We start from the raw sequence: 14,128 nt of genomic DNA, 5'->3' as shown, positions 1-14,128 counted from the left end.
CCTACCAGCAAGGGCACGATCTTTCGTCAGGACTCAACGCCCAGGCGCTCAGAGTGCTCACCCGCCAGTCGGCCACCAACCCAAGAGTCTGCCCGACGGCCGACTCCCAGAACTGATTAGGCGCTTTGAGGACGTTGAGCCTGAATCCACCGATGTTCTTCTTGGTCATCTGGTCGTGCGATGGGTGTCGGCCTGGTCAAGCCCGCTTCGCGGGCCGGGCGCGTAGCGCCCGCCCCCAGCGGCGTTCCGTCAGAGGTGGCGGACAGACGCGATGTCCCGAAAGGCGCTTTCAGGGCGTTGAACGCCCCAAAATCGGCTTTCGTGCCACCAACCATGCCCCGAAAGCCCGTCTTTCGGGGCATGGCACCCGCAGGGTGCGGTGCCCAGCGCCCCGAAAGGGGCGCCCCGAAGGGCGTAAGCCCGCCACCAAAGGGGCTCCCTGCCATCCCGTCGACCTGGCGAAGCCCGATCACGCCGTGTCAAGGGGGCCCAACAGACCAAAGCACACCATGCAAGAGCCTGGCCCCCTTGACACGGCGTGATAGCCCTTGGGAGGTCGATGGGATGGCAGGCAGACCCGAACCCAACGCAACCGAAACTGCAAACCTCCCCGCCATCCTGGAGACCTGCCCCTCCGGCGAGGAGCCGCCGGAGGCAAACCGGCGAGGCAAACCGCAACGGTGGATCCAGGTTGAACGTCCCAAAAGCGCCTTTCGTGACACGCAGGGTCACCCAGTCTGGGCAACGCGTTGCACCACCCAGGCACCCACCGTCAGGCGCCCGTGTCAGCTCGACATCAGTGCCTGGTGGCATCCGCTGCAGGACCGCAAGGTCCAGACCTTGGACGCGCGCAGCTCGGCCTCTGTCGGGCACTGGTGCCCACACGGCACCACCTGCCCGCACAGGGTGCGCCAAGTCCCGTCCGCGTCTCGCCTCGCCAGATGCCGCACCCCGGGCGGCATCTCCAGCACAGGCCCAGCGTCAACCCCGCGCGGCACACCGAGCGTTCGGTCAGCCACCGCCCGGCCGACGCCACAGGCGCACCCGTCATGCACCACGGAGGCCAGAGGCGCGTCAGGTCGGTTGTCAGCGGCGAAGGGCATACGTCCAGCGTCGGCCGTACCCTGGACGTGGAGTAGCTGTTGACCTGTTGACCACGGCAAGGGGCAACGCGGTGACGTTCGGCGCGAAGGCACGCGAGCTGATGCAGGCCCGTGACCTGTCGCTGCGCTCCCTCGCCAAGCTGACCAACTTCGACCCCGGCCACCTGTCGCGAGTCCTGAACGGACACAAGCCCGCCGGGCTGGAACTGGCCCAGCGCCTGGACGACGAGCTGGCCGCCGACGGCACCTTGGTGGCCTTGGCGGACGAGCGTTTCGCGCGGGCCGCCGACACACCCCGCCGCGTCGACACGGGAGTCCTCTGCACCGTGGCGGCGCTGCTGGCCGCCACCAGGCGGCTGGAGGACCAGACCAGCGCTGCCACGGTGCTCCCGTCTGTGCGCGGCTACCTCGCGATGACCGACCGGTTCGCCCACGAGGCGCGCGGCGGTGTCCGCGCCGAGGCGGTGGGGCTGGCGTCGGAGCTGACCCAGTACGCGGGGTGGCTGCACGTGCCGCTCCGGCGCTGGACCCAAGCGGAACGGTTCCTGGACCGGGCGGCCGTGCTGGGGATGGAAGCCGACGACCCGCAACGGGTCACCACGGCGCTGTCGTTCGCTGCCTACACGGCGATGCGCCGCGAGCAGCACAAGAAGGCGGCCGCCCTGTCCGAGGCCGCCAGGCGAGACACCAGGGTCAACCCGGGCCTGCGCACGTACCTCACCTACCAGGCGGCGGAGATCTCGGCCGCCGACGACCGGGGGGCCGCCTACCGGCTGCTGTCGGAGGCGGAGGCGATGGTGGACCGCATCGACCCGGCTGAGCTGGTGGAGTCGACCTACTGGTACACCCCGGCGTTCTTCCTGGGCACACACGCGTTCGTGCTCGACAAGCTGGGCGAGCACGAACGAGCCCGGGAGCTGATGGCCGAGTCTCTGGCGACCCTGCCGGAGGAGTGGCGCAGCGCGGAGTGGGCAGAGCGCCGCCGCGCCTTCCTGGCCGCGTAACCACGGGGCAGAGGGCTGGACACTCGGGGGACGAGAAAGGCTCCGCCAGTCGACGGGGGCCGTGTGCGCTCGGGCTACTTCGCTCGCACGTAGGACGTAGGGCGGGCCTTGCTCAGCCCTCGCGCAGCCACGTCCCCACCAGGTGTGACTCGATCGAGTCCGGACGGCGGTCGCCGAGGGCACGCACCTCGTCGCGGGTGAACCAGCGTGCCTCGTCCAGTTCGTCGTGGTCGACGGCGACCGTGTCGGTCTCGGCAACGGCACGGAAGCCGACCATCAGCCCGGACGGGAACGGCCACGCCTGCGACGCCTGGTAGGCCACCTCGCGCGCCAGGACCCCGGCCTCCTCGGCCAGCTCCCGCCGCACCGCGTCCTCCAGACTCTCCCCGATCTCCAGGAACCCGGCGAGCGTCGAGAACGCCACCGATCCCCGATGCCGCGCGAGCAGGCACCGCCGCCGGTCCCGCGACTCCACCAGCATGATCACCGCGGGCTCGATGCGGGGGAAGTGCATCTTCCGGCAGGCGCCGCACCGCCGCACGTGCCCGGCCTGCTCGGCCGCCGTCTCCCCGCCGCACGCACCACAGAACCGCTGGTTGCGGGTCCAGTGCAGCATGCCGCGCGCGTAGGCGAGCGTGGCCGCCTCCTGTGGGTCGAGCCCGGTGAACAGTCCCCTGATGTCGACCGCCGCGTCGGCGTCCGCCTCCCGCACGGCCGCGTCCTCCGCCACGTCGGACAGGTCGACGGCGAACACGCCGACCGCACCCTCACCGAGGAACAAAGCCTCTCTCGGAGAGGTCGTCATGTTCACCGGCACACCACCGGCCACCAGACAACGGTCCCGCCAGAACGCCAGTACGCGCCCGGCCGCCCGCGCCGAGGCCACCCAGTCCGGGTCCCCTCGGCGACCGCGGTCCAGGGCCAGCCCGTTGTACGGCAAAGTGACGTTCTTCGGCACGCGTGCCACCCTAGAACCCATGGCGACAGACGATCCGAACTGTGCGGTGGCACACGGCGAGGAGCAGGCGCCGCCCGAGACCCGCACGCTGGTGGCCGTGTTCGCGTCGCCGGTGGCAGAGCTGACGTCAATGCAATAAGAACTCCGAAGTTCTGGCCGACGGACCGGAGGTCGCTCTGCGGTCTGTCCGGACTCGCCAGGCGGGGCTGACGCAGCCTTCTCGACGTGTGCGGCGGCACTGATAGTGGGTGGTGGTGTCCTGAGACAGTCCCAACCAAAGTAAGACGTCAGAATCACAGGACAGAATCCGAGCTCACAAAGGCGCTTATCTCCCACCGTGGGCGATAAGCGCCGGTCGGTGTGGATGCTGTTGCGACTACCAGTCGATGGTGATGGCGGTGTTGGGGCGGGTTAGCTTGTTCGGCGCGGTTTCCGTGTTTGGGGTGGTTCGCGCGGTGATCAGTGGTTGGGCTGGTTTCTCTTGGTGCCAGTGGTGGAGGCGGTCGTCAAGTTCGGTGGCGAGTCTTTCGCTGCTCGGTCCGTGGGCGGTGATGCCGAGTTCGCTGGTGTTGTCGCTGGTTTCGTCTAGAGTGAGATAAGCGAGGCTGTTGGTGTTGTAGATGCTGGCGCCGGCCCAGCGCAGTGCGGGGTTGGCGCGTCCGGTTTCGCGGGCGAGTTTCCCGGTGGACAGTCGGCCGAAATTGTGTTGTCCGGTGGTGAGTAGCCACAGGTCGAGGTGTTCTACGGGGTCGTTGTCGTGTAGCACGATTCCGGTTGGCCGGTTGTGGGCGGGCGTGTTGATGGCGTAGCGGAGTGCGACGGGGTCGACTGTGTCGGTGCTGTCGTCGGTGTCGATGTGGAAGACGATGTCGTCGGTGAGTTGAATGTGGGTTTCGTCGTGTTCGGTGGCGCCGCGCATAGGGACGAATCCGCAGACCAACGCTGACGCGCTGGTGAGGTGGCCGGGTGCGGTGAGGTCGAAGGCGATGCAGCGGGTGAGGCCGCTGCCATGGAGGCGGAGCGGGACGACGAGGCGGGAGTTGGGGGCGAGTTGTTGCCACCAGTGTTTGGTGATGTCCCAGGCTCCGGCGGTGACGATGATCTTGTTGTAGGGCGCGTGTGCGGGGTCGCCGACGGCGCCATCGCCGTGAATGACGTGTACCGCGTCGTATCCGGCGTTGGTGAGGCTGGAGCGGGCTCCGGCGGTCAGGTCTGCATCGTATTCGATGGTGACGATGTGTCCGGTTGGTCCAGAGAGTTCGGACAGCAGCGCGGCGTTGATGCCGGTCGCGGCGCCGATCTCCAGGATGCGATCACCGGGGCTGACGGCGAGTTGTTCCAGCATGTCGGCGACCAGGTTGGGGCTGGACGCGGACGAAAGAGCGGTACCGTCAGAAGCTCGTTTCGTGACAACGGGTTTCGGAGCGTAGGCGGTGGCCAAGTCAACGCCGGGGAGGAACAGGTGCCGGGGCACGGTGCGGAACGCGGTTTCGACTTCCGGGGTGTGGAAGGTGCCGCGTCCTCGGATGTAGTCGGCGAGCTGGTTACGTAGTTGCTCGGCGTCGGGCGTGGCGGTGCTGGTCATCTTCTCGCTTTCACTGGAGGTGGTGCCGTGATCTGTGTGGAACACGACGCGACTGGCGACGTTCGCCAGAAGGTGTTGGGCCCGAACCCACCACTGGTATGGGTCGTCCTCGGTGAGGAAGCGATCCGCCGACCAGTTGGCGGGCCCGACGTGCTGCGCGGTCAACTACTCCGGCTCCATGAACTGGCGGAACTGGATCACGTGACGCTCCAGATAATGCCGATTAACGCGGGCGCACACCCAGGGCTCGGCGTCGAGTTCGTCATGCTGCACCTGGCCGCCGCCAAGGCAACGTTCGCCTACGTCGAGAGCCTGACCAGTTCCGACTACCTGCCTCGACCAAAACACACCAACGCTTATAGCCTGGTGTTCGACCGGTTGCGAGTCGCCGCACTCAGCGATGCCGACTCGCTCGCCCTGATCAACGACCATATCGCCGCGCTGGAAAATAGGAAGTGATCACCATGCTCGCCTCGGAGCTCCCCGGCGCGCGGTGGCGCAAGTCATCTCGCACCAACGGAGCGAACAACTGCGTCGAGATCGCACACGTGCCGGAGGCGGTAGCCATCCGTGACTCAAAACAGCCCACCGGCGCTGTCCTGCTGCTGGCCAACGCCGCTTGGGACCGGTTCCGTGCGTCCGCCAAGAGGTACGACAGCGACATGCTTTAACCGATACGGACGGTGAACGGGGCCGGCTGCGGTCTTCCCGGGGGTCATGTTTGGGGGCGGTGGCGGATGGCATGGAGGAAAGTGCGGGCCAGGGCTTGGTCAGCGTTGTCGAGGGCCAGGTAGCCGTTCACGAGTTGTTGGACGTGAGCGGGTAGGTCGGTGACCAGGGTTGAGTCCGGCGTCGGCAACGAAGGCGGCGGTGACGTTCCTGAGACGCTGGATCGGCTTGGCCCGCACGTGGCGGCGCTGCGCGAACTGGGTGTCGCCGACGCCGAGATCGCTCGCATCCACCGCCCGATCGGCCTCAACATCGGCTCCCGCACCCCGCCGGAGATCGCGATCGCCACGCTCGCCGGGCTCATCGCGGACCGCAACGGCAAACCGGGCGGCTTCGAGTTCTGAACGGCCCGCCGTCACGACCCACACCAGCGAAGCGAGCGAGGCGCTGGTCGTGGTCGAGGCACGGTTGCCCGCTCTCCACCGACGAGGTAACTTACTAAGCGCTTGCTTAGCTCGTTGCCACAGCGTTCGAAGGAGAACCCGTGTCCCGTGTCGCGATCGTCACCGGTGGTGCCCGAGGGATTGGTGCCGCTGTCGCCAAACGCCTCGCCAAGGACGGTTTCGTCGTCGGGGTCGTCGACCTCACCGAGGACAACTGCAAGGACACCGTCGCCGCCATCCAGGAGGCAGGCGGCACCGCGCTCGCCGTCGGGGCCGACGTGTCGAACGCCGAGCAGGTCGCCGCGGCGGTGACCAAGGTCGCCGACGAGCTCGGGGCGCCGACCGTGCTCGTCAACAACGCGGGCATCCTGCGCGACAACCTGCTGTTCAAGATGTCAGAGGACGACTGGGACCTGGTGCTGAACGTGCACCTGCGCGGTGCGTTCCTGATGAGCCGCGAGGTGCAGAAGTACCAGACGCAGGAGAACTACGGCCGCATCGTCAACCTGTCCAGCACCTCCGCGCTCGGCAACCGGGGCCAGGCCAACTACTCCGCAGCCAAGGCGGGCATGCAGGGCTTCACCAAGACCCTCGCGATCGAGCTCGGCAAGTTCGGGGTCACCGCGAACGCCATCGCGCCGGGGTTCATCGAGACCGACATGACCGCGGCCACCGCGGCGCGCGTCGGGGTCGAGTTCGAGCAGTTCAAGGAGGGCGCCGCGGCCGCGATCCCGGTCCGGCGCGTCGGCCAGCCAGAGGACATCGCCGCACTCGCGTCGTTCCTCGTCAGCGAGGAGGCCGGGTTCGTGTCCGGCCAGGTGATCTACGTGGCCGGCGGGCCACAGGACTGAGGACCACGACACATGCGGATCTTCGCGAACCTCGACGAGTTCGCCGCCGCCAAGGGCGAGCAGCTCGGCCACGGCACGTGGCACACCGTCACCCAGGAGCAGGTCAACACGTTCGCCGACGCCACCGGTGACCACCAGTGGATCCACGTCGACACGGAGAAGGCCGCGCAGGGCCCGTTCGGGGCCACCATCGCGCACGGTTACCTCACGCTCTCCCTGATTCCCTTCCTGGGCAAGGAGATCTACCGGGTCGACGGCCTCGCGATGGGCATCAACTACGGGCTCGGCAAGGTCCGCTTCCCGTCCGTGGTGCCGGTCGGTGCCCGCATTCGCGCGGGTGCCGAGCTGATCGACATTTCCGACCGGCCGCAGGGCAAGCAGGCCACGCTGCGGTGGACCGTCGAGATCGATGGCGGCGAGAAACCGGCCTGTGTCGCCGAGACGATCGTGGTGTATGTGCCGTGAACGAGACCCAGCTGCGGGAGCTGACCCGCGAATTCCTCGCCAAGTTCGACCACACGACGATGGAGCCGCTCGAGTTCCTGCAAGCCAGGTTCGACGCGGGGCTCGCGTGGGTGCACTTCCCAACCGGGCTCGGCGGACTCGACCTCCCGAGGGCACACCAGTCCATTGTGGACGAAGAGCTGGCAGGTACGCCGGACAACGACCCGCGCCGCATCGGCATCGGGCTCGGCATGGCCGCGCCGACCATCCTCGCCTTCGGCACTGACGAGCAGAAGCAGCGCTATCTTCGTCCACTGTGGACCGGCGAGGAGGTGTGGTGCCAGCTGTTCTCCGAGCCGGGCGCCGGATCCGACCTCGCGGCACTCGGCACCCGTGCGGTGCGGGAGAACGGGGACGGGGACTGGCTGATGACCGGCCAGAAGGTGTGGACCTCCAGCGCCCACAACGCCCGGTTCGCCATCCTCGTCGCGCGCCACGACCCGGACCTGCCCAAGCACGCTGGCCTCACGTACTTCATCCTCGACATGACCGACCCCGGTGTCGACGTGCGGCCGCTGCGCCAGATCACCGGTGAGGCCGAGTTCAACGAGGTCTTCATGACCGAAGCGCGGGTGCCGGACGCCAACCGGCTCGGCGCGGTCGGCGAGGGCTGGAAGGTCGCGCAGACCACGCTCATGAACGAGCGGGTGGCGATCGGCAGCCGCCCGGCACCTCGGGACGGCGGCATGTCCGGCGTGGTCGCGCAGACCTGGCGGGACCACCAGGAGAACCACACCCCCGACCTGCACGACCGGCTCCTTGACCTGTGGACCCAGTCGGAGGCGTTGCGGCTGGCGGGGATCCGGCTCCGGCAGCAGCTCGCCGCAGGCGCCCCGGGTCCGGAGGGCTCCGCGATGAAGCTCGCGTTCGCGCGGCTCGCCCAGGAGCTGACCGGCCTCGAGGTGGAGGTGCTCGGCGACGAGGGCCTGCGCTTCGACGACTGGACGCTGCGGCGGCCGGAGAAGGTGGACTTCACCGGTCGCGACGCGGGTTACCGCTACCTGCGGGCGAAGGGCAACTCCATCGAGGGCGGCACGTCCGAGGTGCTGCGCAACATCATCGCCGAGCGCGTGCTCGGACTGCCCGCCGAGCCACGCACCGACACCAAGGTCGCCTGGAAGGACCTGCCGCGATGAACCTTCTCTACACCGACATCGAGGACGATCTCCGGGCGAGCGTCAAGGACCTGCTGACCGACCGGGCGCAGCCCGCGGAGGTCATCGCACGCACCGAGAGCGACCAGCCCTACGACCTCGACCTGTGGCGCAGGCTGACCGAGCTGGGCGTGGCGTCGCTCCACGTGCCGGAGGAGCTTGGCGGACAGGGGGCGTCGACCCGCGAGGTCGCCGTGGTCATGGAGGAGCTTGGCCGGTTCGTCGCGCCGGTGCCGTTCCTCGGCAGCGCGGTCCTCGCCACCACGGCACTGCTGGGCTGCAAGCCGACCGACGAGGTGCGTGCACTGCTGGCCGCGCTCGGTTCCGGCGAGCAGATCGCGACGCTGGCGATCTCGCTCGCCACGGCGCCGGGTTCGACCGTGCCGGACGCGATCCGCTCCGACAGCGGCCTTACCGGCCGGGTCCGCTCGGTCGCCGACGCGCAGCCCGCGAACGTGCTGCTGGTGCCCGCGCAGGGCGCGAACGGTCTCGAGCTGTACGCGGTTCCCGTTGCACAGCAAGGGGTCGAGGTCACCCCGGTGACGTCGCTTGACCTGACCCGTCCGGTCGCCGACGTGACGCTCGACGGCGCGACGGGCACGCTGCTGGCCGGACCGGAGTCCTCGGAGTCCGCAGTGGACAGTGCACTGTGGACGGCCGCCGGGTTGCTGGCGTCCGAGCAGCTCGGGGTCGCGGAGTGGTGCCTCACCACGACGGTCGCCTATCTGAAGGACCGGCACCAGTTCGGCCGCCCGGTCGGGTCGTTCCAGGCGCTGAAGCACCGGCTGGCCGACATCTGGGGCGACCTGGTGCTGGCCCGCGCGGCGGCCCGCAACGCGGCGGACGAACCCGGCCAGCTGTCGGCGAGCATCGCGCAGTCGCTGTGCTCGACGGTGGCGGTGCACGCCGCGGAGGAATGCGTGCAGCTGCACGGTGGCATCGGCATGACGTGGGAGCACCCGGCGCACCTGTACCTGAAGCGCGCGAAGGCCGACTCGATCGCGCTCGGCACCGCGGGGCGGCACCGGCAGCTGCTCGCGCCGCACGCGAACATCCTCGCGTGAATCTTCCTGACGATCTGTGGCCCGACGTGCGGCCGGCGGCCGCACGTCGGTTGATGGCGGCCGCCGTCGAGTCGTTCGCGTCGCGTGGCTACCACGCCACGACGACCCGGGACATCGCGACGGTGGCCGGCATGTCCCCCGCCGCGCTGTACGTGCACTTTCCCGCCAAGTCGGCGGTGCTGTTCGCGATCAGCCGTAGTGGTCACGAACGCACTCTGGCGATGGTCGAGACCACGATCGCCGAGTACGCCGACCCGGTCGACACCATGCGTGTGATGGTCGAGCGGTTTGTCGCCTGGCATGCGGAGCGGCATGTGGTCGCGCGGGTGGTGCAGCACGAGCTGGACGCTCTGCCGCCGGAGGAGTACCAGGTGGTGGCCGACCTGCGGCGTCGTACCGAGGGGCTGGTTCGTGACGTGATCGGTCGTGGGGTCGAGTCTGGCGCGTTCACCGTTCCCGACGTTCGTACCGCCGCTCGTGCCGTGTTGTCGCTGGGGATCGACGTGGCGCGCTGGTACTCCCCGTCGAGCAAGCCATCGCCATCGGTGCTCGGCAAGCAGTACGCGGAGCTGGTGCTGAGCATGCTCGGCTACACCAGCTGAACCGTCACGCCTTCCGCTTCGAACGCGGCCACCATGTCGGCGGGGGCGGCGTCGTCGGTGATCAGGGTGTCGATCGCGGATGACGGGCAGATGCGGGCGAACGCGTGCCCGCCGAGTTTGGAGCTGTCGGCGGTCACCACGATGCGGCGGGCCCGTTCCGCCATCAGCCGGTTGATGCTCGCCTCACCCTCGTGGTGGGCGTACGCGCCGCGCACCGGGTCGACCGCGTCCACGCCGAGGAACACCACATCCATCGTGATCTCGTCGAGGATGCGGCCGGCGAGCGGACCGCTCAGCTCGAACGACGCGGTCCGCGCCACCCCGCCGGTCACGACGATCTTGACGTGCGGGCGCACGGCCAGCTCGCTCGCGATGTTCAGCGCGTTGGTCACCACGGTCACCGCGGGCTCGTCGGATCCGTTCAGCTCGGGCAGCACCGCGAGCGCACGCGCGACCTCGGTGGTCGTGGTGCCGCCGTTCAGCCCGACCACGCTCCCCCGCGCGACCAGCGCCGCCGCGCCGCGGCCGATGCGTTCCTTCTCCGAGGCGTGCCGGGCGGTCTTGTAGCGCAACGGCAGGTCGTAGGCCACGTTGTTGGCGACCGCGCCACCCCGGGTGCGGGTGAGCAACTGCTGGTCCGCGAGGTGGTCGAGATCGCGGCGGATCGTCGCGGCGGACACGGCCAGCTCGCCGGCGAGGTCGTCGACATCGACCTTGCCGCGCTGCCCGAGCAGGTCCAGCAGGGTGCTCAGCCGTTCGTAGCGATCCACATGGTGCAATGTAATCCCCTGACTACCTGGGAAGGCGGTGGCATGGACCGGCTCGTCGCGGCCATCGACATCGGCGGCACGTCGATCAAGTCGGCCCTCGTGGCCGAGGACCTGCACGTGGTGCACACGCTGCGCACCCCGACACGCCGCGTGGCGGGCTCCGTCGACGTCGGCCAGATCGTCGAGCTGATCGACGAGCTGGCAGGCAAGGCCGGGGACGCGACCGTCGTCGGGGTCGGTGTCGCCGCGCCGGGGATCATCGACGAGCGGCTCGGCATCGCGCGGGCCGCGGTGAACCTCGGCTGGCGCGATCTGCCGCTGCGTGACCGGCTCGCCGACGCGGCAGGCATCCCCGTCGCGCTCGGGCACGACGTGCGCACCGGTGGGCTCGCGGAGTTCACCGTCGGCGCGGCGACGGGCGTGCGGAACGCGATGTTCATGCCGATCGGCACCGGCATCGCCGCGGCCGTGCTCGTCGACGGGCACCGGCTCGACGCCGACGGGTACGCGGGCGAGATCGGCCACATCGTCGTCGACCCGGGTGGGCAGGTGTGCGGGTGCGGCACGCGTGGCTGCCTGGAGACCGTCGCGTCGGCCGCGTTCATCGCCCGCAACTACAGCGAGCGCAGCGGCAGGACCGTGGACCGGGCCGCCGACGTGGCCGCCGCGGTCGTGGCGGGCGAGCCGGACGCGGTCGCCGTGTGGACGCGTGCCGTCGACGGGCTCGCCACGGCACTCACCACCGCGATCACGTTGCTGGCACCGGAAGTCGTCGCGATCGGCGGCGGGCTGTCCGAGTCCGGCGACACGCTGATGGTGCCGCTGCGGGAAGCACTCGAGGGACGACTCGCTTTCCAGCGGGTGCCTGCGCTGGTGCGCGCGAAGCTCGGCGACAACGCGGGCTGCATCGGGGCGGGCATCCTCGCGTGGCGGGCCTCGTGAGCGGAGCGAACCATCAGACACGGATGATCCTGACCGTCACGTTGAACGCCGCGCTCGACGTCACCTACCAGGTGCCCGTGCTGCGGCTCGGGCACTCGCACCGGGCCACCGCCGCCGACGTCCGCGCGGGCGGCAAGGGCATCAACGTCGCCAGGGTCCTGCACGCGCTCGGCCACGAGACCATGGTCACCGGGCTGGTCGGCGGCGATACGGGTGCCGCGATCCGGGTCGACGTGCTGGCGGCCGGGCTGCGGGAGGCGTTGTTCGACATGGCGGGCCCCTCCCGGCGCACCGTCACGGTCGTGTCCGGCGGCACCGCGACGGCGGTGAACGAACCCGGTCCCCCGGTGTCCATTTCGGACTGGGCGGACTTCGTCGGTGGCTACCACGCGCTCGCGGCCCGTGCTTCGGTCGTCGTGCTGTCCGGCAGCCTGCCGCCCAACCTGCCGGACGACGCGTACGCACAGCTGATCCGCGCGACCACGACGCCGACGATCCTCGACACCTCCGGCCCGCCGCTGCTCGCGGGGCTCGCCGCGCGCCCGTCGGTGGTGAAGCCGAACGTCCACGAGCTGACCGAGGTGACCGGGCTCGACGACCCCGTCTCCTCGGCACGGGTCCTGCTCGACCGGGGCGCGGGCGCGGTGGTCGCCTCGCTCGGCCCGGACGGCCTGATCGCCGTGTCGGACACGGGTTCCTGGCGGGTGCGGGTACCCGAGGAACTGCACGGAAACCCCACCGGCGCGGGTGACGCGTGCGTGGCCGCGCTCGCCGCCGGGCACGCACTCGACTGGCCGGACCGGCTCGCCGAGGCGGTGGCGACCTCCGCCGCCGCGGTCCCCTGCCCGCTCGCCGGCGACATCGATCCCGACACCTACGCGCGGCTTCGGCCCGCCATCACCGTGGAGGAACTGGATGCTCACGCGGACCGCTGAAATCGTGACCGCCGCGCGCGCGGTGGGCGGGGGTGTCGGCGCGTTCAACGTGATCCAGCTCGAGCACGCCGAGGCGCTCGTCGCGGGCGCAGAGCAGGCAGGCGCGCCGGTCGTGCTGCAGATCAGCGAGAACGCCGTGAAGTACCACGGCGCACTGGAACCCCTCGCCCAGGCCACTTTGGCGATCGCGCGGTCCTCGGCCACCCCGGTCGCCGTGCACCTCGACCACGCCACCGACGTCGCGCTCGTGCGGCACGCCGTGCAGCTCGGGTTCGGCTCGGTCATGTACGACGCGTCCGTGATGTCCTATGTGGACAACGTGGCCGCGACGACCGAGGTGGTGCGCCACTGCCACGAGCGCGGCGTGTACGTCGAGGCTGAGCTGGGCGAGGTCGGCGGCAAGGACGGCGTGCACGCGCCGGGTGCGCGCACCGACCCCGCCGAGGCGGCGGCCTACGTCGGCGCCACCGGGGTCGACGCGCTGGCCGTGGCGGTCGGCACGTCGCACGCGATGCTCACCCGCGACGCGACCGTCGACTTCGGACTGATCGAGCGACTGCGCGCGACCGTGCCGGTGCCGCTGGTGCTGCACGGGTCCTCCGGCGTGTCCGACGACGACCTCCGGCGCGCGGTCGAGGCCGGGATGACCAAGGTGAACATCGCGACACAGCTGAACAAGACGTTCACCACCGCGGTCCGCATGTACCTCGAGGCCTACCCCTCCGTGGTGGACACCAGGAAGTACCTCGGCGCGGGCCGGGACGCGGTCACCGCCGAGGTGGCGCGGCTGCTGGCACTCCTCGGCACCTGACGCGGACGCTGGACTGGTCGCGGTCCGCGCACTACGCGGGCGCGACCAGGTCCTCCGCCTGACCGGCGCGGCGCAGCGCGCCGGCGATGAAGCCGCTCGCCTTCAGCTCCTCGATCACCTCGGACAGGTACCGAACGGTCTCGGGTGCGCGGTCCCTGGTGGTGCCGAGCGCCTGCCGGATCTCCATGAACCTCGGCTCCACGAGCCGCAGGTCCGGGTGTGCCGCCACGTACTCGGTCATCGGCTGGCGGACACCCGCCGCCACGTCGAAGTCCCGGTCGCGGAACGCGGTGATCCCGTCCTCGCGACGCACCAGCGTCGCGTGCCGGAGCGTGCGGGTGAGGTAGAGGTCGTAGGCCGAGCCCTGGTTCACCCCGATCCGCACGCCCGGCCGGTCCACGTCGTCTGGCGTGGTGACCGGTGAGCCGACCGGCACCGCGTACACGCCCTCGATCACCACATACGGTGCGGTGAACGCGACCTGCTCCGCCCGCTTCTGCTCGATGGCGAGGAAGCAGATGTCGGCCCGCCCGCTCGTCATCGCCTCGAACGACTTGCGGGCGGCGTCGAACGCCACCAGCTCGACCGGCACGCCGAGCCGGGCGCCCAGCTCGTGCGCGATGTCGACGGTGACGCCGCTGGGCGCGTCCAGGCTGCCCTGTGCGAGCACGGGGTTGCCCAGGTTGATCGACGCACGCAGGACGCCCGTCGGCGCCAGGTCCTGGAGGTTCAC

The 14,128-nt window shown here is 69.9% G+C and carries 15 protein-coding genes and 1 pseudogene; 12 read left to right on the top strand and 4 right to left on the bottom strand.

The genetic code is table 11. The features are described 5' to 3' along the window. Positions 1–1,150: 1,150 nt before the first annotated feature. The gene (locus WBA97_RS18320; RefSeq protein ID WP_424232056.1) at positions 1,151–2,107 is read left to right on the top strand and encodes a helix-turn-helix domain-containing protein; all 957 of its coding nucleotides are present in this window, start codon (positions 1,151–1,153) and stop codon (positions 2,105–2,107) included. A 112-nt stretch (positions 2,108–2,219) separates the two neighbouring features. On the opposite strand, the gene nudC is transcribed toward WBA97_RS18320, so the two are convergent. Next, the gene (gene nudC / locus WBA97_RS18315; RefSeq protein ID WP_424232055.1) at positions 2,220–3,065 is read right to left on the bottom strand and encodes an NAD(+) diphosphatase; all 846 of its coding nucleotides are present in this window, start codon (positions 3,063–3,065) and stop codon (positions 2,220–2,222) included. Positions 3,066–3,441: 376 nt separating this feature from the next. Continuing rightward, positions 3,442–4,650, bottom strand: coding sequence for a methyltransferase, FxLD system (gene fxlM / locus WBA97_RS18310; protein WP_424232054.1), 1,209 nt, complete (start codon positions 4,648–4,650; stop codon positions 3,442–3,444). A gap of 27 nt (positions 4,651–4,677) precedes the next feature. Between fxlM and WBA97_RS18305 the strand changes: the two genes are divergently transcribed. From WBA97_RS18305 to WBA97_RS18270, 8 genes and pseudogenes are all read left to right on the top strand, one after another. After that, a complete protein-coding gene (locus WBA97_RS18305) occupies positions 4,678–5,109 on the top strand; it encodes a DUF5753 domain-containing protein (protein WP_424232053.1) in 432 nt (143 codons plus the stop codon). Positions 5,110–5,114: 5 nt separating this feature from the next. Then, positions 5,115–5,321 carry a DUF397 domain-containing protein gene (locus WBA97_RS18300; protein ID WP_424232052.1) on the top strand — a complete coding sequence of 69 codons (207 nt, stop codon included), beginning with the start codon at positions 5,115–5,117 and terminating at the stop codon, positions 5,319–5,321. A gap of 228 nt (positions 5,322–5,549) precedes the next feature. Continuing rightward, a pseudogene (locus WBA97_RS18295) lies at positions 5,550–5,723 on the top strand (XdhC family protein); the annotation flags it as partial. 140 nt (positions 5,724–5,863) lie between these two features. Next, the gene (gene fabG, locus WBA97_RS18290) at positions 5,864–6,613 is read left to right on the top strand and encodes a 3-oxoacyl-ACP reductase FabG (protein WP_424232051.1); all 750 of its coding nucleotides are present in this window, start codon (positions 5,864–5,866) and stop codon (positions 6,611–6,613) included. Between the two features lie 12 nt (positions 6,614–6,625). After that, positions 6,626–7,078 (top strand): MaoC family dehydratase, encoded by a 453-nt coding sequence (locus WBA97_RS18285; protein ID WP_424232050.1) that lies wholly within the window; start codon positions 6,626–6,628, stop codon positions 7,076–7,078. Next, on the top strand, positions 7,075–8,253 hold the full coding sequence (locus WBA97_RS18280) for an acyl-CoA dehydrogenase family protein (protein WP_424232049.1): 1,179 nt from the start codon (positions 7,075–7,077) through the stop codon (positions 8,251–8,253). The genes WBA97_RS18285 and WBA97_RS18280 overlap by 4 nt, the downstream gene beginning before the upstream one ends. Beyond that, complete coding sequence (locus WBA97_RS18275; RefSeq protein WP_424232048.1) at positions 8,250–9,335, top strand: acyl-CoA dehydrogenase family protein; 1,086 nt, start codon at positions 8,250–8,252, stop codon at positions 9,333–9,335. The genes WBA97_RS18280 and WBA97_RS18275 overlap by 4 nt, the downstream gene beginning before the upstream one ends. A 53-nt stretch (positions 9,336–9,388) precedes the next feature. Further along, on the top strand, positions 9,389–9,937 hold the full coding sequence (locus WBA97_RS18270; RefSeq protein WP_424232059.1) for a TetR/AcrR family transcriptional regulator: 549 nt from the start codon (positions 9,389–9,391) through the stop codon (positions 9,935–9,937). On the opposite strand, the gene WBA97_RS18265 is transcribed toward WBA97_RS18270, so the two are convergent. Continuing rightward, a complete protein-coding gene (locus tag WBA97_RS18265; RefSeq protein WP_424232047.1) occupies positions 9,925–10,707 on the bottom strand; it encodes a DeoR/GlpR family DNA-binding transcription regulator in 783 nt (260 codons plus the stop codon). The genes WBA97_RS18270 and WBA97_RS18265 overlap by 13 nt on opposite strands. 42 nt (positions 10,708–10,749) lie before the next feature. On the opposite strand from WBA97_RS18265, the gene WBA97_RS18260 reads away from it, so the two are divergent. The 3 genes from WBA97_RS18260 to WBA97_RS18250 are packed head-to-tail and all read left to right on the top strand — an operon-like array spanning position 10,750 to position 13,395. Continuing rightward, positions 10,750–11,649, top strand: a complete 900-nt coding sequence (locus WBA97_RS18260; RefSeq protein WP_424232046.1) for an ROK family protein — start codon at positions 10,750–10,752, stop codon at positions 11,647–11,649. 23 nt (positions 11,650–11,672) lie between these two features. Next, positions 11,673–12,584 carry a 1-phosphofructokinase family hexose kinase gene (locus WBA97_RS18255; protein WP_424232045.1) on the top strand — a complete coding sequence of 304 codons (912 nt, stop codon included), beginning with the start codon at positions 11,673–11,675 and terminating at the stop codon, positions 12,582–12,584. After that, complete coding sequence (locus WBA97_RS18250) at positions 12,565–13,395, top strand: class II fructose-bisphosphate aldolase (RefSeq protein ID WP_424232044.1); 831 nt, start codon at positions 12,565–12,567, stop codon at positions 13,393–13,395. Before WBA97_RS18255 ends, WBA97_RS18250 begins: the two co-directional genes overlap by 20 nt. Positions 13,396–13,426: 31 nt before the next feature. Here the strand turns inward: WBA97_RS18250 and WBA97_RS18245 are convergent, their stop codons facing one another. Continuing rightward, on the bottom strand, positions 13,427–14,128 hold the full coding sequence (locus WBA97_RS18245; protein ID WP_424232043.1) for a transporter substrate-binding domain-containing protein: 702 nt from the start codon (positions 14,126–14,128) through the stop codon (positions 13,427–13,429).

The organism is Actinophytocola sp. (assembly GCF_049647105.1).
In the GTDB taxonomy this organism is placed as follows: domain Bacteria; phylum Actinomycetota; class Actinomycetes; order Mycobacteriales; family Pseudonocardiaceae; genus Actinophytocola.
This window is presented reverse-complemented; position numbering and strand designations above follow the sequence as displayed.

Bases quoted from the DNA above. Each gene is read 5' to 3' on its own strand.
- WBA97_RS18300 (WP_424232052.1), top strand. From the start codon at position 5,115: ATGCTCGCCTCGGAGCTCCCCGGCGCGCGGTGGCGCAAGTCATCTCGC.
- WBA97_RS18250 (WP_424232044.1), top strand. From the start codon at position 12,565: ATGCTCACGCGGACCGCTGAAATCGTGACCGCCGCGCGCGCGGTGGGC.
- WBA97_RS18260 (WP_424232046.1), top strand. From the start codon at position 10,750: ATGGACCGGCTCGTCGCGGCCATCGACATCGGCGGCACGTCGATCAAG.
- WBA97_RS18270 (WP_424232059.1), top strand. From the start codon at position 9,389: ATGGCGGCCGCCGTCGAGTCGTTCGCGTCGCGTGGCTACCACGCCACG.
- WBA97_RS18285 (WP_424232050.1), top strand. From the start codon at position 6,626: ATGCGGATCTTCGCGAACCTCGACGAGTTCGCCGCCGCCAAGGGCGAG.
- WBA97_RS18255 (WP_424232045.1), top strand. From the start codon at position 11,673: ATGATCCTGACCGTCACGTTGAACGCCGCGCTCGACGTCACCTACCAG.
- fxlM (WP_424232054.1), bottom strand. From the start codon at position 4,650: ATGACCAGCACCGCCACGCCCGACGCCGAGCAACTACGTAACCAGCTC.
- WBA97_RS18275 (WP_424232048.1), top strand. From the start codon at position 8,250: ATGAACCTTCTCTACACCGACATCGAGGACGATCTCCGGGCGAGCGTC.